This is a genomic window from Paenibacillus sp. FSL R10-2782 (assembly GCF_038592985.1).
GTDB classification, from domain to species: domain Bacteria; phylum Bacillota; class Bacilli; order Paenibacillales; family Paenibacillaceae; genus Paenibacillus; species Paenibacillus terrae_C.
This window is the reverse complement of the sequence record NZ_CP151951.1, coordinates 5,010,406-5,033,683: the sequence shown is the minus strand read 5'-3', so window position 1 is coordinate 5,033,683 and position 23,278 is coordinate 5,010,406. Positions and strand designations below refer to the sequence as shown.

Annotated in this window: 12 protein-coding genes; 9 read left to right on the top strand and 3 right to left on the bottom strand. The window is 42.7% G+C overall.

Annotation, left to right across the window (positions count from 1 at the left end; genetic code table 11):
* The first annotated feature begins 87 nt into the window (after nt 1–87).
* From NST83_RS22920 to metK, 9 genes are all read left to right on the top strand, one after another.
* Nucleotides 88–1,218, top strand: coding sequence for an MraY family glycosyltransferase (locus tag NST83_RS22920; RefSeq protein WP_044648751.1), 1,131 nt, complete (start codon nt 88–90; stop codon nt 1,216–1,218).
* A gap of 193 nt (nt 1,219–1,411) precedes the next feature.
* Nucleotides 1,412–5,428, top strand: a complete 4,017-nt coding sequence (locus tag NST83_RS22915; protein WP_342415775.1) for an S-layer homology domain-containing protein — start codon at nt 1,412–1,414, stop codon at nt 5,426–5,428.
* 350 nt (nt 5,429–5,778) lie between these two features.
* On the top strand, nt 5,779–8,913 hold the full coding sequence (locus NST83_RS22910) for an efflux RND transporter permease subunit (RefSeq protein ID WP_342415774.1): 3,135 nt from the start codon (nt 5,779–5,781) through the stop codon (nt 8,911–8,913).
* Nucleotides 8,914–8,933: 20 nt separating this feature from the next.
* Nucleotides 8,934–10,280 carry an efflux RND transporter periplasmic adaptor subunit gene (locus NST83_RS22905; RefSeq protein ID WP_342415773.1) on the top strand — a complete coding sequence of 449 codons (1,347 nt, stop codon included), beginning with the start codon at nt 8,934–8,936 and terminating at the stop codon, nt 10,278–10,280.
* Nucleotides 10,281–10,817: 537 nt separating this feature from the next.
* On the top strand, nt 10,818–13,193 hold the full coding sequence (locus NST83_RS22900) for a copper amine oxidase N-terminal domain-containing protein (protein WP_342415772.1): 2,376 nt from the start codon (nt 10,818–10,820) through the stop codon (nt 13,191–13,193).
* A gap of 99 nt (nt 13,194–13,292) precedes the next feature.
* A complete protein-coding gene (locus NST83_RS22895; protein ID WP_342415771.1) occupies nt 13,293–14,831 on the top strand; it encodes a stalk domain-containing protein in 1,539 nt (512 codons plus the stop codon).
* A 56-nt stretch (nt 14,832–14,887) separates the two neighbouring features.
* Nucleotides 14,888–15,469, top strand: coding sequence for a hypothetical protein (locus NST83_RS22890; RefSeq protein ID WP_342415770.1), 582 nt, complete (start codon nt 14,888–14,890; stop codon nt 15,467–15,469).
* Nucleotides 15,470–15,595: 126 nt separating this feature from the next.
* Nucleotides 15,596–15,886 (top strand): alpha/beta-type small acid-soluble spore protein, encoded by a 291-nt coding sequence (locus NST83_RS22885; protein ID WP_342415769.1) that lies wholly within the window; start codon nt 15,596–15,598, stop codon nt 15,884–15,886.
* A 331-nt stretch (nt 15,887–16,217) separates the two neighbouring features.
* On the top strand, nt 16,218–17,420 hold the full coding sequence (gene metK, locus NST83_RS22880) for a methionine adenosyltransferase (RefSeq protein WP_137060556.1): 1,203 nt from the start codon (nt 16,218–16,220) through the stop codon (nt 17,418–17,420).
* 126 nt (nt 17,421–17,546) lie between these two features.
* Here the strand turns inward: metK and NST83_RS22875 are convergent, their stop codons facing one another.
* The 3 genes from NST83_RS22875 to NST83_RS22865 are packed head-to-tail and all read right to left on the bottom strand — an operon-like array spanning nt 17,547 to nt 23,021.
* On the bottom strand, nt 17,547–18,446 hold the full coding sequence (locus NST83_RS22875; protein ID WP_342415768.1) for a TetR/AcrR family transcriptional regulator: 900 nt from the start codon (nt 18,444–18,446) through the stop codon (nt 17,547–17,549).
* A gap of 52 nt (nt 18,447–18,498) precedes the next feature.
* Nucleotides 18,499–21,615: an efflux RND transporter permease subunit gene (locus NST83_RS22870; protein ID WP_342415767.1), complete on the bottom strand. Its 3,117-nt coding sequence runs from the start codon at nt 21,613–21,615 to the stop codon at nt 18,499–18,501.
* The gene (locus tag NST83_RS22865) at nt 21,612–23,021 is read right to left on the bottom strand and encodes an efflux RND transporter periplasmic adaptor subunit (protein WP_342415766.1); all 1,410 of its coding nucleotides are present in this window, start codon (nt 23,019–23,021) and stop codon (nt 21,612–21,614) included. The genes NST83_RS22870 and NST83_RS22865 overlap by 4 nt, the downstream gene beginning before the upstream one ends.
* Between the last annotated feature and the right edge of the window lie 257 nt (nt 23,022–23,278).

Genomic DNA, 23,278 nt, shown 5'->3' with positions numbered 1-23,278 from the left:
GCTTGGTATTTATTTTCGATCAGAGTATAATTCAATGCGGTTACATCTGAAAAGGGATTGCTTTAAAATTGGGGGTCGAATGATCAAATGCTATTGATCTATATTATTGGTTTCATCATGGCACTGGGACTTGCGCTGTTATTGACGCCGCTCGTCAAGAAATTTGCTGTGAAGGTTGGAGCCGTTGATGTGCCGAATGCCCGAAAGGTACATACCCGAATTATGCCGCGTCTTGGCGGTCTGGGGATTTTCCTGGCATTTCTTTTGTCCTTATTGGCGATTTTACCTTTTGTGCCTGAAGGAATGCTGTCCTCACGGGATATTAATTTTATCGCAGCCTTTCTGATTGGCGGAACGCTGATTACACTGATTGGTGCTCTCGATGATCGTTTTGATCTTAATGCAAAATTGAAATTTTTGGCTCAAATTGCCGTTGCGTGTATGGTTGTATTTGCTTTTGATATTCGTGTTGATTTTGTGAATGTGCCTTTTCAGGATGCATACTCTTCTTTGGAAAGCTGGATCTCCATCCCGCTTACGATTTTCTGGATTGTAGGTGTAACGAATGCCATCAATTTGATTGACGGTCTGGATGGACTGGCTGCTGGTGTTTCGGGAATCGCAATCGGAACGATTTTTGTAATGTCTCTTCTGATGGGCAACTATATGGTTGCTATGCTTTGTCTGGTTCTGCTGGGCAGCATTATCGGATTTCTGTTTTTCAACTTTCATCCAGCAAAAATATTTATGGGTGATACAGGATCTCTATTTTTGGGCTTCTGCCTGGCAATGCTGTCAATGCTTGGATTTAAACAAATCGCTATTGTATCGTTTATTACGCCATTGATCATTATCGGCGTACCTTTATCAGATACATTCTTTGCAATCATTCGTCGCAAGTTGCAGAAAAAACCGATTTTCTCACCAGACAAAGGTCATTTACATCACTGTCTGCGTGAATTGGGCTTTAGCCACAGACAGACCGTATTGATCATTTACGCTATTGCTGCATTTTTCGGTGTATTAGCGGTGATTCAATCATATGCCGCGCTTAATGAAGCGAACTGGGTTATCTTTGTCGTGATATGTATTATGATGTTCTTCTTGCAGATCGGAGCCGAGGTTATTGGTCTTGTCGGTAAAACCAAACGTCCGGTGATTAACACCTTGATTCGGCTGCTGGCTAAGCCAGATTCTCAGACTCGTTCGAAATTATAATTTTTTTATTTTAAAAGTAAGCCTTCAAGCTTGGCGGTATACCGCGGGTTTGAGGGCTTTTTTGTTCTTCGCTACGAAAAAACTCCCTCCTTTTTTGCGTATTTACTAATTTTTTGTATGTTCGCTACCGATAAAAAAGGTATTGAATGATTACGTGCCCCAAGGTGCGACAGAATCTAAGGAGGACAATGATTTGAAACGATTGCTATCTATTTTGCTGACGGTTGGTCTCATCATTGGCTTGGTGCCGGCGGCCCTGGTAGGTACGGCTCATGCTGCGACGGGAACTTATTTTATTTTTCCAAATGAAAAATATGACGTGGATTCAGCCAGGTCGGTAAACACGGACCGTATTACAGTTAACGGAACGATTAACGGTGTGAACGGAAGCACGATATCATATAGTGTATTCCAGCTCTCCAAAAATGGAGCGACTCTTAACGTAGTAAATAAAAATGAGAGCCAAAAGGGCGGAATTACAGTCGCTGGCTCCACGCTTAAAGTTACAGACATTAAACTGTTTCCTGGTTTGAATCGAATCACATTCCAAAGCAGCCAAAACTCGGCGGATATGAAGGATTCTATTTATGTAGAGTACCAGGATGGACCAAAGGTTTATGATCTGTCTGCTACGTTGAACGGTAAAACCGAGCAGTTAGTAGAGAACCAGACTGCTGTGCTGACAGACGCTGGTAATAGCGGTTCGGATGACGTTAAAGTGGTCATTCAAGGTATAGCGCCTAATGCTGACAGTGTGACACTCACGTCTGCAAAAAGTAGTAATACGTATACAGTTAACTCTTATACCGGCTACAAACTAACAGGAAGTGTTGTACTCAGTCCGGGTAAAAATATAGTGACTCTTAAAGTGGGTAACGGAACTCAGGCTCTTACGGTTACACGTGAAATTACGATCTATACGGGCAAACCTGAATTTTCTGATTTGAACCTGAACATGGATGGGAATGTGTCGGCCGATCTGACCACTTCGCCTGACTTTACCGTATCATCTACGAGTGGAGTTGTTTTGAAGGGTAAGGTTTTGGTTCCAGGCGGTGCATCCGATCCGGGTGTGGCTACAATTAATGCACGGTTTACAGATGTGAGTAACAATGGCAGTGCTGTGGGTAGTGCTAGTGGGATTGATGCCACGATTGATACTGCTAATGTGGTTACATCCAATGGTTATAAAGTATATCCATTTCAGGTGACTGTACCTTCAGAGGTAGTGGTGGATCATTTGACCAGAGTATCCTTGGGTCTGACTTATAGTGATAGCAGTACCCCGCCTGCTCCATCGGCTGTCCAATTTACATTGCGCAGCAGCACTCAGCCGTATATTGATGATGTAAACTATCTTCCTGATTTTAATAATCAATTATTGAGCAGGATTAATGGAAACGGGTCTGATCAGGCAGCTGCCCTAGATGAAGCTATGAAGTTAACGGGTAGCTCTATGAAGAACAAGACTACAGATGCTCCATCTGTTCCTGTAGGTATGGAGTTCATCGTTGTTAACGGTGCACCTTCTTCAATCAGTGAGCTTTCCGGGGTAACGGTTCATACTGTAGGGTCTCAAGATGTGATTCGGACGATCAATGGCAAGTCAACACAAGTGAAGAAAGTCGTTGCTTATGTAGACACTTTGCCTAAAGAAGGACAGAATGTACTGAATTTTTACCTGAATGGTGACTCGACCAAGTTAGTTAAAGCTACAGTGAATCTGTTGCAGGGTCCATTCATGAAGTATGATACGATTTATGACGGACAACAAATTCCGTTGAATACCTCCAGTTCAAACTTGAATACCTATAAACTGACTCAATTGGGGTACTTTAAAGGTAAATTGCTTGATGTGAGCAACACAGCAGATATTCATTACACTGGAAGTAACCGAAATGTATTCCTGTATATTAATAATGTATTGGTTGATTTGGATGGCTCAGGGGCGGACTTTAAGCTTGCTTCTTCCTCGGAACTAGCCGCAGCCAACGCACTGGCAAGCGGGAATAATGAAATCAAATTTGTGTACAAGCCGGGTATTGAATATAGCAATACGGTAAAAGTAAACTTTACACAGACCAATATTCCAGTAATTCCAGTTGCAAACACACAGGGGATTATTCCTTTTACGCCTGTTAGTGGCTTGAGCAGTACTCCGAAATATAGCGAAATTGCACCGAAAACAAAAGATGCTAATTTCACTAAAGTGGATGATACCAATTACAATACATCCCTGAAAAATATCAATGTATTTGGTACATTCAGTATTGCTGATTTGGGTAAAGCGGATCAGGTCAATGGTTCCCTAAGTGATATTTCCAATAAGGATCAATATATTTTGGAAATTAAGGGATCGGATGATAGCGAGGTTAACTGGACACTGAATAATGAGTTTTATTCAGCCGAGGATGCTAAGACAGCATACAACTCTGGTTCTACTACAGATAAATTTACAAATAAAGATTTAAAAGACTTGCTCGTATACTATCATCCGGACAAAAAGTATTTCAGCTTTGTGTTGAAAAACCAAACTGTTCCGCAAGATGGAACACCAGTAGCCTATAACATTACCTTGTACAACAGTGGCAAGAGCGGACCATTTGCAACGTTCCGACTGCAAGTATCTGGCCAATCCACATCTTTTGATATTTTGCGTCCGCTTCCTGAAAAGAGAATCGTGAATCAAAACTTTGTGCAAGTGGTTGTGAATGCAAGTAATGCAGATAGTGTTATGGTAGGTAAGGAAACAGCAGTTCAAGAGGGATTCGATTCTGATTATGATGGCACTGTTGATTACCCTTCAACCTACAAAGCCATCGTCACAGGTCTAAAGGCCAACAAAGATAATAAAATTGACGTAGTGGTTACAAAAGGTAAAGATAAACTGAAACAGACCATTACGGTTAAATATGTGCCTACTAATATTCCTGGTGAGCAATACATGGAAGCGATGAAAACATCTCACAAAGTGTTTGATGGTAATCTTACACTTGCTTTTGCTAAGGGAACTAGTCTGATTCGTCGGGATTATGATCAACCGCAGCAATTCAAAAATCAGGTTTTCTCCGGTCATACATTGTACTTTGCGATAGCAAATAGCGAAGATGGTGTGGTGGACCGTCATGAATTTGAAACTGAAAAAGCATTGTCGGATATGCAGAGCTTGATTGCAGATGGAAGCAGATACTTCAGCAGAGACTTCCCGACTCGTTTTACCAAGTCAAGTCCTGTATTCTGGATTGACCCAGGTACAGCAGATGATATCAAAACGGATGCTTACGATCCGGTAACTTATGGTGCCGATCCTTATCAACTGGCTAACAAGTCACAAAATGATAGTAGTAAGATCAAAAACTTCTACTGGCGTGATCCTTCTAATGAATTAGTTCCATCCAAGCGTGCAACATTAACCTTGACGTATGATAGCAGTATCGCGCAGGATGCAGGGAAACAAATGACAGTGTTCTATTTTGATTCGGATCTTAAAGATTGGCAGAACATTGGTGGTGTGGTGGATCCGAAGAAACATACCATTAAAGTACCGTTTGATCGTTTCGGCTACTATGTTGTAGCTAAGGTTGGAGAAACGTATAGTGATGTCATTAAGCACAAGTACGCTAGAGATTATATTGAGGCCATTCTGGCTAAGGGTGTCATGAACCCAATGGATCCAATTAATAGTTTTGGACCTGACAGCTACATTAAAAGAGGCGAATTCACGTCTATGATTGTCAAAGGTCTGCAAATTCCTCTTAATTTCAGCGGGGCGAAGCATTTTGATGACGTCTCTATTCCAAATACGATATCAGCAGATGCTCTCTATGATTATCGTTATATTGAAACAGCCGCACGTGCCGGTATTGTAAAAGGTTCGCAACCAAGAATCTTTATGCCGGAAGATGTAATCACGCGCCAAGATGCAGCAGTCATGATCGCCAAGGCACTGAATTTGAAGCTGGAAACAGATCATGACAAGATCATGAAGAACTTGTCTAAAACCTTTAAAGATGCAGACAAGATTGATTACTATGCACAAGCATCTGTGCTTGCGATTTCCAAGAAGGGCTTTATCACGGGTTCACCTGTTGATGCTAGTGATCTGAAAAAAGGATATATGTTTAATCCTACATCTCTGACCTTGCGTGGAGATGCGGCCGTTATCATAGCTAAAGTTATGGCTGATAAAAAGTTGCTTCCTAAAATCTAGATCCTTAAAAAACTGAATTTATTGAACATCCCTCCATGTGAAATTGGAATTCCCTTTCATATACATGAGAGGGATGTTTTTTAAAAATCAGCTATTTGACTGGGATTAAGAGCCTATGCCATAATAACAAAGAGCAGATTGCTGATGGGTAAGTTTACACCGTTTTTGTTCTTGAAATACCATAAATGCATTTAAATTAACTACTTTTTTTAAGTATTTATCTCAAAATGTGTTTATTATTTGCTTATATGTTTTTTTGCGCATTTATCTGAAACTTTACGCCTATTTCATCGTAGTAGAGGATTAGTGTGCTTAAATGCTACATAAAGAAGTGAGTGGGGAGTGATGAGATGTCTCAGTTTTCAATACGCCGTCCTGTAACAGTATTTATGTTAATTGTTGCTTTGTTAATCGGGGGCGGTATTTTTTCGTTAAGGCTTCCTGTCGAGCAGATGCCGGATATGAAGCTGCCTATTGCTATGGTAGTGACCAGTATTCCAAACTCGACACCGACAGAAGTTGAGGAATTGGTTACCAAGCCTATTGAAAAAGGTCTATCGTCCATTCAGGATGTGGATACGATTAGCTCTCAGTCTTCTGAGGGGACCTCTATGGTCATGATTCAGTTTAACTGGGGAGTAGATCTAAATCAGGCTACATTGGATATGCGAGATAAATTGGATGGTGTTCGGGGTTCACTTCCCAAAGCTGCCAATTCACCGCGTGTTTTGAAACTGGATCTCAATGCTACGCCTGTAATTAATTTGGCCTTTACTGGTGATCAGGATGTTAACAAACTGAAGCCTATTGCAGAGGATATCATTGAACCACAGCTCGAAAGAATTTCAGGGGTCGCTTCGGTCGGTTTGTCTGGGGGACAAGAGCGGTTGGTTCGAATTACTGTAGATCAGGCCAAACTGCAAAGTTATGGTATTACGTTAGATCAGATCAGTCAGGCATTAGCAGCTAATAATGTGGCCGGCTCTGCAGGTTCTGTTGATCGTGGTAATACAGAGATCCAAATCAGGGTTCAAGGTGAATATAAAGCTGTTTCGGAAATGGGAGAGACTCCGATCACTGTGGGCAAAGGCAGTGTGAAATTAAAGGATGTCGCAACCATTGAAGATTCCTTGGATGATGTCACCACCATTTCCACATACAATGGTAAGCCAAGTATTAATATTTCGGTCACAAAGGCTACCGGAGGGAATACACTTGCCATTGCTAATTCTGTGAAGGAAAGTCTGGATTCAATCCGTAAGAACTTGCCTGCGGGGACTCAGCTTGAGATGGTCACGGACGCTTCCAAACCTATTAGCGATTCTGTACATTCACTAATAGAGCATGCTGTATTGGGACTTATCATTGCAGCTATTGTGTTACTGCTATTTCTAAATAGCGCACGTTCTACAATTATTGCAACTATCGTTATTCCAATTTCTTTTGTAGCAACGTTTATGATGATGTATTTCACTGGACAAACCATTAACATTATTTCATTAAGTGGATTGCTACTGGGGCTAGGGTCCTTTGTTGACTTTGCTGTCGTTATTATCGAGAATATTTTTAGACAACGACATGAAGGCAAAAGCATGCTGCAGGGCGCTATTGATGGCTCCAAGCAAGTGGGTAATGCGGTAATGGCATCTGCACTTGCACAGATAGTAGTGTTTTTACCAGTTGTATTTGTAGATGGAATTGCGGGCGTGCTGTTTAAGCCGTTAGCCTTGACCGTAATTTTCTCTCATATTGCGGCTTTGCTAGTATCGCTTTTAATTGTACCTATGCTTAGTTCACGTTGGTTGCCTACTGTACCAGATGAGTCAATATATTCTTCGGGTACCTATAAAGGAATTAACCCGATTATCTGGTTTAATATCGCTTTTGAGAAATTTAAAGGCGGATACCGCCGTGTTCTCAAGTGGGGGATAAATCACCGTAAAAGTGTTTTGGCTATTACTTTACTTATGTTTGTAGCTGCGACAGCTTTGATTCCTATGGTTAAAACGGAATTTTTTCCTGAAACTGACGAAGGGGAGTTTACGGTCTCGGTAACGATGCCTAATGGAACCATGTTGGAAGAAACAGAGAAAGTTGTTCAAGGAATTGAAAAGGAAATTTTAAAGATTCCTGAACTTGATAAAATGTCAGTAACTGTAGGTTCTGGAGGCGGTGTGTCAAGTATATCCGGTTCAACATCTGCTAATGCTGCCCAGGTTAATGTTACGCTGAAGGATGGGCATACACGACCTACTGATGCCGTGGTCAATGAGCTCCGCAAAAAAGTCGAAAATATCCCCGATGCGGAAATTATTATTCAATCCTCAAGCGGGATATCAAGTGGATCAGCCGTAAACATCAACCTGAAGGGTGATGATGTAGAAGTATTGCGGGAGCTTTCGGATAATCTCTTAGCTGAGGTTAAAAATATACCGGGAGTGGTCAATGCTAAGAGTACGTTGAATTCTACTCGTGAGGAATATGAGATTACGATTAATCGAGAGCTTGCCAGCCGATATGGTTTGTCAGCATCTCAAGTTTTGTCTGCTGTGAGCACCTCCTTTAACGGCTCGGTTGCTACAAGCTATCGTACCGGAGAAGACCAGATTGATGTGAAAATATCGTTGCCGAATGAGTATCGTCATGATCTGGCTTATCTGCAAACATTGCGGATTACAACTGCACAAGGGATCGATGTGCCTCTGTCATCAGTGGCCAGTATAGATAAGCATGAGGTTCCCGAGACGATTACACGCGAGAACCAAACACGTCAAGTACAGATTACTGCTGACATAGACGGAGCAGGAGACATTCTTACGGTTAATCAAAAAATAGAAGCTCTTCTGAAAGGTACTCATTTCCCTGAGGGATATAGTGCCGATACGGGTGGTGGACAAAATGAGCAAATGATGGAGTCCTTTACAAATCTGGGAGTAGCTATATTGCTATCCGTGGTGCTGATTTATATGGTTATGGCAGGGCAGTTTGAATCCTTGCTTACGCCGTTTGTAATTATGTTCTCGGTTCCACCTACGTTAATAGGTGTGCTTATTGGTTTGGTTGTAACAGGAGCTAGCCTTAGTGTATCGGCTCTGACCGGTTATATTATGCTTGTCGGCTTGGTCGTGAATAATGCCATCGTCATGATTGATTTCATTATTCAGCTCCGAAAAGAAGGTCAGGATCGGGATGAAGCCATTATTCATGGAGCATCTGAACGGTTACGTCCGATTTTAATGACCACGTTTGCTACTGTACTCGCATTGCTTCCAATGGCATTCGCTACAGGAAATGGTAACGAAACACAAGCTCCAATGGCTGTTGTCGTCGTGTTCGGGTTGTCCTTCTCAGCTCTTATTACATTAATTCTTATTCCGGTAATCTACGTTATCATGGACAATAGTATACAAAAGCGTAAAGAACGGAAATTGAAGAGAAAGCTCAAAAAAGAAGCAAAGCTGCAACAAAAGAGTGTTCACATTTAATAATGAGGTGAAGAGATATAATGAATAAAAAAAGTGCTCTGATTGCCACGACATTGCTTTTGTCAGTAGCGTTGGCAGGTTGCGGTGGGGGGGAAGCCCCCGCCGCTCCGGCTGCGGTGCAGAAAACGATTCCGGTCCATGTAGCAAAAGTGGCTAAAGGCAGTATTGAGGATTCATCAGGTATTGTAGGTAGCTTTGCGCCCAAAGAAACGGCTCAGGTTTCCCCGAAAATTAGCGGAAAAATACTGAATATTAATTTGACAGTGGGACAAAGGGTAAACAAAGGCGATATTTTATTTACAATTGATCAGAAAGACCTTCAGGACGCGATTACACAGTCTCAGGAATCTTACCAGGTTGCACTTGCTAATTTGAAGCAAGCTGAAAGCGGAGCAGCGCAATCTGTTCAGCAGGGAGAGACTTCTGTGGACCAGGCTAAGAGCGCATTGGTACAGCAAGACAATGCCATTACCCAAGCGCAGACTGCTGTGGTAGATGCCCAGAGTTCCGTGCGTGATACTCAGAATACGCTAAATCGTAACCAGCAGTTGTTTAGTGCTGGTGCTGTTTCGCAATCTGACCTGGAACAGTCTCAAATAGCGCACAGAAAAGCTCAAACTGCGTTGGAAAACGCCCAGCTCTCACTTCATAATGCACAAACATCCAAGGAAAGTGCCCAGACAACATATACTAATGCCCAGAAGTCATTGCGTCTTGCACAACAGAAAACGGGTATTGATGTAGCACGTGCTTCGGCTAATCAGGCCAAGGCTGCTTTGGATACTGCACGTAGTCAGCTTGTCGACGCTGTAGTCAGAGCACCTATGTCGGGCACCATTTCAGTTGTGACTGGTACAACAGGACAAATGGTCAGTCCTCAGGCGACCGTTGTTACGATTGCAAATACAAATCCTATCCTTGCCAAGGTGAACGTTTCTGAGGAGGATCTGCTTAAGCTAAATGTAGGCTCCACTGTAACTCTAGGGGTAGACTCATTGGATAAGCGCATTGAGGCCAAAGTGACAGCGGTCAATCCGGTTATGGATAATGATCTCAAGGCATATCCTGTCGAAATTTCAGTCCCCAATCCATCTGGCGAGTTCAAATCCGGTATGGTTGTGTATGTTTATATGAAATCCGAAGCTGCACAAAATATTTTGGTATCACAAGACGCCGTTACAGAGCAAGCTGGGAAAAAGTATGCTTATGTGGTTGAGGGTGCTACTGCTAAACGGGTAGAAGTGCAAACAGGCCAGGAAAGCGCCAAGGAGGTTGAAATAACCAAGGGGCTTACCGAGGGCCAGACCATTGCCGTTAAGGGAATAAGCCTGCTTACTGACGGTGCTAAGGTTAATATAGTGAAGTAATTTGTTTTGTTCTGGGTGTGCAGGCTATAAAAATTGCTGATACTCCGTCATTACCTGCTACTTTGAGTGTTCAATCTGGGCGTACCTTTGGGATTTATGTATCCTTTATATTCTATGGATAATGTACAGTGAATATACTCATTAAGGGACTACCATAAATGCGCAAGAGAACTCTTGTACATTAAGGTTGAACAGGTAAAAGTTGTAGGATGACGGAGGAACAGGTTCAATAGTATAATTATGACTGTAGGAAAGCGGAATACATATTCAAAAAAAATAAAAATTTTTTTTGAAACGGACGCAACTTTTCGAACCCATGCTACGTCTAATTGGGTGAGTATGAAACAAGGGGTACAAAAGCGTAAAGACATAATTCGCTAAAAAAATTCTTTACGACATTGTTATCACATTGTATAATACTGGAGTACGTCATAAATGGACGCTTTCTTTCAACTAGATTCCAAGCTTCTGTGATATTGTCACAGATATCATTTTATAAGGGTTCTCATAAAGCTCGGAAAGGAGGTGTAACGACTGATGAGTGACAAGATCCGACAAAAAGACAAAAATAATATTTCTGGTTATATTCAAGGAGGAGAAAAAAAGGTTATGACAAAGTTTAATAAAAAAATGATCAACGTGCTGGCAACAGCAACATTGGTTGCTGGTGTTGCAGCTCCAATCGCAGCACTGACTTCCCCAACTGCAGTTCATGCAGCTTCTAGCTACACTGCACTGAGCACTCCAAGTATCAACTCAGACCAACAAAATAACGCTGTTTTGGGTAGAGCAAAAGTAAGTATTAGCCAAGCTTCTATTGCTAGCGGTGCTTCTTTCACTGTTACTTTGCCTAAAGGCTTTGATTTTGGTAAACCTGCTGGTAAATCTGATGATTATCAGGTTGGCCGTGCTACTTCTGCTACTGACGCTACTTATGGCTTGGGTGTATATCTTGATGCACAAGATAACGCTTTGGATAAAAACGCTGCATCTACTGGCTATAATGATGCTACTGCAATTAAAGTTGAGAAATTGACTGATAACTCTGCAAAAGTAACACTGAACTTTGATAACTCCAAAGATAGTGCTGATGTATATCTGAACTTTGCTAACATCAATGTAAGTGGACCTAGCAATGGACCTGTAAAAGCTACAATTGATGCTTCTTCCCTGAGTGGTTTGACTAGCGGCGAAGTTACAATTGCTAACGTAGTATCTTCCGGTCAAGTATCTTTGTCTGCTGCGGACACTGTTTCTAACACAGACAACTTCACTGCAACATTGAAAGTTAAAGAACAAACAGCAGGTGCTTTGGCTAACAACAATAACATCAAACTGAAATTGCCTAGCGGTTTTAAATGGAACGCTTCAGGAACTGCTAGCATTCTCTTTGGTGATATCACATCTGGTGATGTAGTTTCTAAAGTTGATGGAGACACTCTGACTTTGTCTTTGAAAACAAAAAGTAGCAAAGAAACAACATTCAACCTGCCTTTGAGCTTCTACGTTGACGATGAAACTAACGCTAAAGAAGGCGATGTTACTGCTAGTATCTCCGGTAACACAACTACTGACGTTAGCTCTCTCGTAGTTGGTAACTATGGTCAAATCGGTGGCGGTGTTTCCGTAGCTTCTCCAACGACAATTCTTGCTGGTCATGACGAGCAAAAAATTGGTGATATCGTAATTAAAGAAAAGGTTGCTGGTTCTTTTGTTAACAACCGCACTGTAACATTGCGTTTGCCTGAAGGTGCTCGTTGGCAGTCTACTTTCGAAAGTAACTCTCCAGGAAGCAACTTCTCCGGATCTTTCGAAAACACTAACGGCTTGGGTGGAGCAGATGTATCTTACACTGATTCCGACAAACGTACTTTGAGATTGACTTTCAAAAACGTTAACAGTTCTAAAGATCCAGGTACTTTGAAACTGAAAAACGTTGAAGTTGCTACACAACCAGGTTTCTCCGGCGATCTGAACGTTGATGTTGCTGGTAGCCAAGGTCTGAGCGGTACTGTTAAGGTTGCAACTGTGAAGCAAGCTGTTACTTTGGCTGCTGCATCCAAACCAACCCTGACAATCGGTCTGGGCGACCAACAAGTTGGCGACATCACAATTACTGAAGCAGCTAAAGAAGCTTTCGTTAAGAAAGATGGTAGCCGTGAAGTAATCTTGGAATTGCCAACAGGCGTACGCTTTGCTGCTACTCCAGAAGTGAAAGTTACAGCTGGTGACGTTAAAGTGAAGAGCGTATCTACTGATACTTACGGCGAAAGCAACAAAGGCCGTCTGAGCTTCTACATCGATAGCGAAAGTGCTACTCCAAGTACAATCACAATCACAGCTCCTAAGCTGACTGTTGACCGTACTGTAGCTCAAGGCGACATCGTAGCTAAGCTGAAAGGTAGCGCAGTATCTTACACTGCATACAAAGGCGCATCTGACAACACTCAAAACTGGAAAGACAACAACACTGCAGCTGCTGAAACAGCAATCGCAACTGTTGGAACTCCAGCTCCAGGTGCTACTAGTACCAAAGCTGTCTTCACACTGGGAAGCACTTCTTACACTGTAGATGGTCAAAGTAAAACAGCAGAAGTAGCTCCTTATGCTGAAAACGGACGCACTTACTTGCCAGTACGTTATGCAGCTGAAGCTCTGGGTGTATCCCAACAAAACATCCTGTTTGACAAAGCAACTTCCACAGTTACCCTGATCAAAGGTAGCACTGTTGCTCAAATCAAACTGAACACAAACCTGTTGACTGTTAACGGTTCTGTGATTCGTATGGACGTTAAAGCTGTAACTAACAAAAACCGTACTGTACTGCCAATCGCTTGGGTGAGCAGAGCGCTGGATGCATCCATCACTTATGATGCAACTGCAAAAACAGTTACTGTTGAAAACAAAAACTAATTTAAGAGCAACTCTTTTGAGTTAACTGAATTAGATGAGAAGAGGGTTCCTTTTGGAGCCCTTTTCTTTTATTAGCCTTATTGACAAAGGAGAGAAATTATGAAACGTTTTGGAGTGGCGGTACTTTCCACATTGGTTCTTTCTTCTGCATTTGCCAATCTTGCAGGGGCTCAAACAAGTGATATAAAGGTTATTATTAACGGTGTAACTCAGCAATATACACAGTCCCCAGTGATTAGTCAAAGTACAACCTTAGTGCCTCTTCGCGGCGTTTTTGAAAGCCTGGGAGCACAAGTGGAGTGGGATAGCAAAGCTAAAAAAGTAATTGCATCCAAAAATGATGATACGTTAACTTTAAATGTGGGTTCTAAACTTGCTTACAAGAATAGTGCTCCTGTACAACTCGATGCAGCTACTCAAATTCAAAAGGGTCAAGTGCTCGTTCCTCTGCGTTTTGTGAGCCAATCATTAGGCGCCAAAGTAAATTGGGATAAGGCTACACGGACAGTAACTATTTCCAATCAAGCTGATGGAAGCACTACTGGTGATCAAACCAACAGCTTATCCAGTAAACCTTTCACATCTCCTGTGACTAAAGTTACTTATGATACCTACTATAATGTTTCTTTGACCTATGATGATGCAGTTAAACTGGCTATAGCTGATAGCACCTCGGTTAAAACAGGAGAACTGAATATCGATCAAGCTGGGAAAATCATGAAAGAAGCAGGCAAAAATATTGACTTTGTTCCTGCCGAAGCAGGTGACGAAGGACAAGATAAAGCTTTCAAAGGTTATGCTCAAACTAACCTTAATTATGAGGCTACCAAAAAGAATCTGGATATGACCAAAGAAGGTATTGAATACAATGTAAAGGATCTTTATAACAAGCTTCTTCAAAAGCAAAATGCCGTTAAATTGGCTGCTTTGAATATTGAAGATGCTGAGCGCAAGCTGAAAGTTGCACAAATTAAAAGAGATAATCAAATGTCGAGCGATTATGAGGTGACTCAAGCAACCAACCAGTTGACTCAAAATCAAGCTGCTTTAGACAAGGCTAAAAAAGATCTGGATAGCGCATATGTATCTTTGAATCAAGTGATTGGTTACAAGCCAGAGCAGCGTTACGAATTGAAGGATAAACCTGTTTATTCTGAATTCAAAGATAATGTGGAAACTAAGGTAAGCCAAGTGCTTACCAGCAGCACGGCTATTTGGTTAAGTGAACAAAAAGTGGATTTAGCTGAACTGAGCTTGAAGCTCTACAATTTTAATACTCAAGGAAATACGCCATACGAAGCTCAACAACTTGATGTTGAGAAAGCTCAGTATGCTACAGAGGGTACAAAGAGAACTCTTGAAGAAGCTGTGAGAACCCTTTATAACAACATTAAAGGCTTGGAAAGCCAGTATTCTCAAATTCAAGCTGGTTTGGTGAGCGCTAGAAGTGCGGCCGATATGGCTAAAAAGCAATTTGATGTGGGTTTAGCTACTGAACTTCAGGTTTATGAGGCTAATCTGAAAGTGACCACGGCTGAACAGCAAGCAGAAGATATAGTTACGAGCATTGATACATTGAAGATGGCTTATAATAAACCATGGGTGCTGCAAGGTGCTTCTTCTGGAGCAAGCCAATAATATCACGAATACAAAAGTATTTTCACAATGCATTAACCTGCTGTAGGAGGATTTTCATGAAATCACGCTACAAAGTAACGCTGGCTGCGGTTTTACTTGGAGGAGGGATAGTTGCAGGCTCCTTAATGAACAACTCTGTTAATGGAGCCTCCAGCTCTGGACAACCAGGTACATCTGATGATCCAGTTGTAACCAAAAGCTATGTTGACCAGAAAATCGCTCAGGCAATCAAAGGTGGAGTATCAGCAAGTAGCACTAATAGTAAAACGACTAGTTCAGCAGCTCCCACCACAAACGCTCCTTCTAACGCAACAACTTCGGGAGCGCCTAGTACAGGCAAAGCCTCCGCAGCTGTGGAACAGACCGAGGAATTGAAGGTTGTTGATGTAAAGCCTGGTCAAAAGCTGATTGCCAAAGTTGGGGCGGAATTTATTTTACGTAACGGGTATGCTGTTGTTTATAGTATGGATGCCAGTGGAGCTATTGATATCACTTCCGGAACAGAAATTGTCCATAATCAGGCGGTTGAGAAAAATCATTTACTATCTTTTCCTAGAGAAGGAAGAGGTATTCAGGTAAAAGAAGGACAGAAGTCTGGCCTGGTCGTCATGGTACGTGGCGGTTATACTCTCCAATAGATTGTATGTTGGAATGTTCTTTTTCGTAAATACTGCTTGGGATAGCAAATTGTTCTTGGCTAAGCTGACTCCAAACGCTGCACACTAACTTCATGAAAGAAAATACAATTGATGGAGGTGTGTACGATGGCGTCAAAAGGTCAAAGACGATTGATTCCCGAAAGCCGTGCCAGATTAAATGATTTGAAGTATGAAATTGCTGCTGAGTTTGGGCTTCCTGTTTATAATCCCCAATATACGCATATACATCCGAGTGCCGACAGTGAGTTTGCTGCGGAGTTGGGCGAGTTTAAAGGAAGCACAAATGTGGAGTGGCGTGATTTGACTTCAAGACAGAATGGCTCTGTAGGTGGTGAAATTACCAAGCGATTGGTACAATCTGCCGAACGCAGCTTATCTGAATTTGGTACCTTGTAAGTTGCAATAATTTTTAACTGATTTTGACGTGAATCGTTTTTTTAATAAGGCTATCCTCATGTGGATGAGAAATTTATTTCTTGTCAATTTGTCTTAGTTTGGCCCTTTGTAATTGGGTGATATGAATTGACACCTTGTTTTAAATAGGATATCATGGCATTTGAGGCTTGTACGCAACCTTTTCCTACCGGAAAAGGTTCATTTTTTGTTAATCAGGTATAGAAGTCATTTTCCGGCCACATGTTGGCGTGAGAGTGTCTGGCTAATGCCATTGCCATGTCAGGATTTTATACAAATCCTCATGTATTTTAATTGTGGGAGGTTGAAATTCATGTCTGTAAAAGGCCGTCATTTGTTTACGTCTGAATCTGTAACAGAAGGTCATCCGGATAAAATCTGTGATCAGATTTCCGATGCCGTATTGGACGCCTTTTTGGCTAATGACCCTAATGCACGGGTAGCGTGTGAAGTATCAGTAGCTACTGGTCTCGTTCTCGTCATTGGTGAAATCAGCTCCAAATCGGAATACGTGGATATTCCATCCATTGTACGCAATACGATTAAGGAAATTGGCTATACACGTGCGAAATATGGCTTTGATTATAATACTTGCGCTGTATTGACTTCTTTGAATGAACAATCGCCGGACATCGCTCAAGGGGTTAACGCTGCTCTGGAAAGCCGTGATCCTGCTGAGGTAGATAAAGAAACGGAGAACATTGGAGCAGGCGATCAAGGGTTGATGTTCGGTTTTGCTACGAATGAAACACCTGAGTTGATGCCGTTGCCTATCGCCATGTCTCACCGGATTGCACGCCGCTTGGCCGAAGTGCGCAAGGATGGAACATTAAAATACCTTCGCCCGGATGGTAAAACGCAAGTAACGGTAGAGTATGAAAATGGCAAACCAGTTCGTATTGATGCCATTGTAGTTTCTACACAGCATGCAGAAGATACTACATTAGAGCAAATTCAGGCAGACATCAAGGAAAAGGTTATTTTGCCAGTTGTTCCTGCGGAATTGCTGGACGAGCAAACCAAGTATTACATCAATCCAACAGGTCGCTTTGTTATTGGCGGGCCTCAAGGGGATGCAGGTCTAACAGGCCGCAAAATTATCGTAGATACGTATGGTGGTTATGCGCGTCATGGTGGGGGAGCATTCTCCGGTAAGGATCCGACCAAAGTGGACCGTTCCGCTGCTTACGCTGCCCGTTATGTAGCGAAAAACCTTGTTGCAGCCGGATTGGCAGATAAGGTGGAAATTCAGCTTGCCTATGCCATTGGTGTAGCTACACCAGTTTCCATTAGTGTCGATACATACGGTACTGGGAAAGTAAGCGACGAGAAGCTCGTTGAACTGATTCGTAACAATTTTGATCTTCGCCCCACAGGTATCATTCGAATGCTAAATCTGCGTCGTCCAATTTACAAGCAAACGGCTGCTTACGGTCACTTTGGTCGTACAGATCTGGATGTGCCATGGGAGAGTGTAGATAAAGCTGACGCTCTGAGAGTGCAAGCCGGTCTGTAATTTCCCATATGCTATCAAATATAAGCAATAACCAAAAAAAAGACTGTCTCATGATTTATATGAGCAGTCTTTTTTGATGTATTCTACAAGCTAAGTTGTGAATTGCTGTGATGAATTTCTAAGCGCCTACTCCGTTGGGGATGTAAGATTCAACAGTTTTTGGAGCAAATGACAAACTTTTTTTAGTTCCTTCCGCTGCTCCAAATATGAAAAGAGAGCTTTTAAAAGACCCATCTGAGGATTCGCTTTCAAAGCTTCTTCCTTTAATAGAGCAGCAATTTGCTGGTATTCCTGCTTTTCACTCGAACTCCAAGAAGACAGCAGAATGCTGTCCTCCAGAGAGTAGAGAAGGCCGTTAATCTGGCGGCCCTGACCAAAGGGGTTGCTTAGAATGCTTTCAGGCAACCAGCCCTGATTGCTCCACAAATGAGGGGCCAAATCGGTACTCTTCAGGCTGGCAACCAAGGAATTGGATAGGAAAATAATGAATTGAGTAAGATTTTCAACCGTTTCATCGTTCATCCGATCCGCAAAGAAGCGAATGTATTCAAATACAACACTTTTGAGTACAAAGGTTATATCCCATGCAGAATCTTCAATGTCGGGTCCGAAAACATCAATCAAGCAGTCGCATACCCATTTGTACAGCTTGTATTCATGTTGTTCGAAGACGTCATTGAGTTGTTCATTCTGAAAAATGAGCATGGATGGTTCAGGCATATTTATCATAAGATATACCTTGTTTTCAACAAGATTTTTTAAATAGAGTACAATAAAACCGTGCAGTTTATCATGATTAGTGAGATCAGGTTTACTGTAAAGTGCCCGGATATCCTGTTCAATATTTTTCTCTAGGATAATGCACATTTCTAGAGGCAGTTCTTCTTTTCCCTGAAAATATTTATAAAAGGATGCCTTTGCCATCCCACTTTCTTTGGCGATCTCTTCAACAGATGTTGAATAGTAGCCTTTTCTGGAAAACAGCCGAATGGCCGCCTGTAATATATCATTTTTTTTGCTTTCCATACATACTTCCCCCTAGGGTTCAATCCGACAGTGTGTACTTCTCAGTATGCAACTACAAAGGTTGATCGTGTGTGATAACCGTGTGTTGCTGTTTTTTGAGTTGACGGCGCATTTTGTACTTGGCCATGATCATATACAATGACGGCACTACAAACAGGGTTAACAACGTCGAGAATAACAATCCGAAAATGACGGTAAACGCCAGTGGCTTAAAGAGCAGGCTTCCCAGTAGGGCTAACGGAATCATACCTACTATTGCAGCCAGAGAAGTCAATAAAATGGGTCTAAAACGGGCAGCGGCTGCTTTTATCACAGCTTCTTTCAGCTCCATTCCCTCATGCCGGGCATCCTCGATGAACTCAATTAACACAATTCCGTTTCGCACTACAATTCCCGCCAGCGCGATAATTCCCATGATGCTCATAAATCCGATAGGCATACCTGTCAGGAAAATACCAATAATTCCACCGGCTGCTGCCAAGTACACTGTCGTCATAATGATAATAGGAATGGAGAGAGAATAAAACTGCATGGTAATCAAGAGTAAAATGAGTAGGACAACAACAATCGCCAGCTTTCCTAAATCCGCGAATATGGTGGACTGATCGGATGTTTCGCCGCCTACCTCCCATTTATAGCCTTCAGGGAACTTCATTTGTGCCAGTTTGCTTTCTACATCCACCATCGCTTCGCTTGCAGTTCGCCCGTTCAAGTCGGCTTCTACCGTAATCGTTCGCTCCATATTGTAATGCTTGATTTGCTGAATAGCAAATGACGGCTTAACCTGTACGAGCTGGTTTAACGGAATCTGCACACCGGCTGAATTGACTACACTTAATTGTTGGAAAAGCGCGCTGGGCTCCTCGCTGCTATGATTCAAATACAATTTAATATCCACCAGATCGTTACCTGTATCAAATTGGCTAACTTTAGCCCCTTCTTTTAATAGAAGCAGAGTACGGGTCAGATCTGTGTAGCTTACCAGGTATTGATCCATGGCTTGCTTGTTAACCTGCAAATCCAGTGCATATCTTTCAATTCCTATATCATCCACGATGCCTGTTGTACCCTCTACTGTGGCGATCTGCTCTTTTACTTTTTGGGAAAGAGTTTGCAGCTGATTCAGATTCTGACCTGAAATCCGGATAGAAACGGGCTTACCCACCGGGACTCCCAGACGTGGAACATACGTCGTAACTGTAGTTCCAGGGTAGGACTTTTTAACATGCTGTTCCCAAGCATTAACTGTCGTATCGAGATCAAAAATATTTTGTTTGCCGACGACGGCAATTTGTCCTACCGTCTCATCATATCTAATATCTCCACCCGAACTATTAATGTCACTATATAATTGCGGTGCAGTTCCTCCGGCACTGTAGACGACCTTTGAGGTTTCGGGTTGCTTCTTTATCCAACCTGCAATGTCTTTGACGATCTGGTCTGTTTCTATAACAGAGGTGCCTATAGGCATTTTTATTTTTAATGCGACATGAGGGTCCTCTGATTTAGGAAAGAGTTCAACTGATGTAAAAGGAAGCAATCCATAAGCGGCTGTTCCAAACATGAGTCCTGCCATTGCAGTCAGCAAGGGACGCTTAATGACTTTGGACATCAACTTTTGTGAATACAGCTTGTTTAAAGACTGAATCTGTTGGCCCAACAAGCCTGCCGGTTTAGCTTTACCCTTAGGTTGACGAGTCTGCCTGCGTTTCTCATACCATCCTCGGAAAATAGGGATGATGGTGAGTGACATGATCATGGAGGCAAGCATGGTCAGAGAAACAATGGCGGGAATGGGCTTGATGAATGCCCCTACATTTCCGGGTAGAAACAACAGTGGAGCAAAGGCCGAGATGGTAGCCAGTGTGGCAACCAAAATAGAAAGCATCACCTCTTTGGTTCCTTTTATAGCTGCATCTGTAGGCGATTCTCCTAATTCCGTAAGTCTCCGCTCAATATTATCATTGACCACTACGGCGTCATCGACGAGTATCCCAAGTACAATGATCAGACCGACAACGGAAATTTGATTGAGTGTAATGCCGAACATGGGCAAAAAGATAATGGCAATCGCAACCGAAATCGGAATCGCCAATGCGACAAAAGCAGAGGTAAGCAAATTCAAACCCAGCATACAAACGAGAATAACAGCCACAATTGCAAGAATCGTTTCACGCTTTAAATCCTCGAAGATATGATCTACCTGATCTTTTTGTGCAAAAAGAGTTTCAAGGCGAACACCTTTGGGAAGTGTTTTTTCCAGCTCTTTGAGCTTGACATTGACCTTTTCGCTCATAGGCGGGACGTCTGTACCCTTTTCTGCTCCAATGCTTAGCGTAATGGCTGGCTTCCCCCCTACATAGGCAAAATATTCTGCTTGGGGATGTGACAGCTCCGTTGTAGCGACATCTCGCAAATACACAGGAGCCCCTGCCTCTGTACGTGTCAGGATGGCCTGATTTAATTCTTCGGCTTTTTGGGTTTCCCGGACAATGAGTTGATAGGTGCGCCCATTGTATTCAATATCACCGGTAGGCACCCGATCCATTTGTGACTGAATCGCTTGTGCGACCTGCCCCCACGACAGATGGTACTGCTGAAGCTTTTGATTGTCGATTTGGACGCGTACTTCCTGGTCAGGAAGCCCATTGAACTTGACACTTGATACACCTGATAAGGTATTGAGCTGATCCTTCCACGTTGTGGTCAAATCATTTAGTTTATACAATGGTGCAGGAGAATCAGCAACCAGGGCATAGGAGCCGATAAACGAGCTGGTTAGCTTGTCATTCACAACGGGTGTTTCAGCACCTTGGGGAAGATCAGCTTGCGCATCCTGTACTTTTTTACGCATATTATCCCAGACGGTTTGAGGATCAACTCCATTTTTGGATTCGATTAAAATAGAGGAGAATCCGTTGCCAGAAGTCGAACTAATCGTTTTAACACCTTCAACTTCCTTAATGCGCTTTTCCAGTTCTTTGGTTACAGTTTGTTCTACTTTTTGTGGTGTAGCACCGGGATAGACTGTTGTTACCATAGCATTCTGTATGGTGACATCTGGCATTTCCTGCTTCGGTAATTGGAAAAATCCAAAAGCTCCGACTAAAACAAGCATAACAAAAAACAGTAGCGTAATTTTTCGCTTTTTCACGAAATATTCAATCATGGGCGGCCGCCTTCTTCCGCTTTAACCGGATTTCCATCAAACAGATTTTCTGCCCCTTTAATGACAATGCGTTCGCCTTCACGAAGGCCGGATACGATATGCAATTGATTGTCTATAACCTGATCGCCAAGTTCTACAGGTGTTTTAACAGCTTTTCCTTTAATATCTTTGAAAATAAAAGGCTCGCTCCCCGTGTTAATGACCGCTTCAGCGGGAACGAGAATGCCGTTCTTGTCTGTCACCTGTCGAGCAGCTTTAATGACCTGACCAGGTAACCAGTCTCGCTGTGGATTGTTTATAACGATCTCTACGTTAACTATTCCCGTATTGGTACTGGTTGAAGGATAGATGTTGGAAACCGTACCTTGACGGCTTTCTTCATATAACATCACATTCACCGATTGCCCCTTTTTCCAATCTCTGATCTCACTGTCCGGTACTGGAAGCAGTACCTTGAGACGGTCAATGGAGCCTATGCGATAGACGGCTTGGCCTGAAGCGACCAAGTCACCTGTATTCACGCTCTTGCCTAAAATAACGCCGTTCGCAGGAGAAATTAGACGGGTGCGTGAAAGTGCAAGTTCTGCCTGCCCCTTGGCGACAAGGGCTTTTTCGTAGTTGGCATGGGCTTGCTTTTTGGAAGCCGCAGCTTGTTCACTGGCAGCGAGAGCTTTGCTTTTACCTGCAAGCGCATCTTGAAAGGAAGCCTGGGCGGATTGATGATCTTCGGCTGTAGCCCCTTCCAGCAAAAGGGACAGGGATTCCTTGGCTTGCTCAAGATCTTTCTGGGCTGCCGTAGCATTCACGCGGGCATTCTCGTTATCCGACGCGGAAGCAGCGCCTGCCTCAAACAGCTTCTGTGTACGCTCGCTATCCGTCTTGGCCTTGTTATAAGCGCTTTGCGCCTTATCTACAGCGGCTTGCGCTTGCTGCTTCTCTTGAGCACGTGCACCTTTATTGATCTTATTAACATTCGCACTGGCTCCTGTAATGCCGGCATCGGCGGATTGAATCGCAGAGGTAGCAGCCTGTAGATTAGCCTGCGCGTTATCAATACCAGCCTGTGCCTCCAGGATGGAAGCTGTCGCTTGTGCCACCTGAAGCTTGTAGTCAGCATCATCCAAACTAGCAATTACGGTGCCTTTCTGTACAGCGGTGCCGACAGTGAGATACGCACTGGCTACGGTGCCTCCATTTTGAAAAGCCAGTGTGTTTTCCTCATAAGCCTGAAGAGTGCCTGACAAGTTATAGGCAGTATGGAGCGGAGAGGATTTGACAACTGCAGTACGCACAACGGTTGGCTGTGCAGTTGAGCCTGGATTAGCATCTTTCTCCGCGCTGGAACATCCAGCGATGACAATGCTCAGGGATAAAGTAAGTACGATGAGTGCCCGTTGTTTATTCATGATTTCAAACCTCCACGATAGGTTGCAAAAATTAGATTTGAACTGATTAGTATTATTTGAACCAATGAGTTCATGTGTATTATAGTGTGCTGATTATGCATTCGTCAATTTATAGTTTTTGTTTTATGAAAAGTTAACGGGATTTTCGTAACTTTTGCCTTTATAATAAGTCTATTAACATAAGAGGCTTTTTTTGTTTATTTGATAGAGTTTAGAGTACATGATCGGAAAAGTCCGTTTGAATACAATGAAGATGG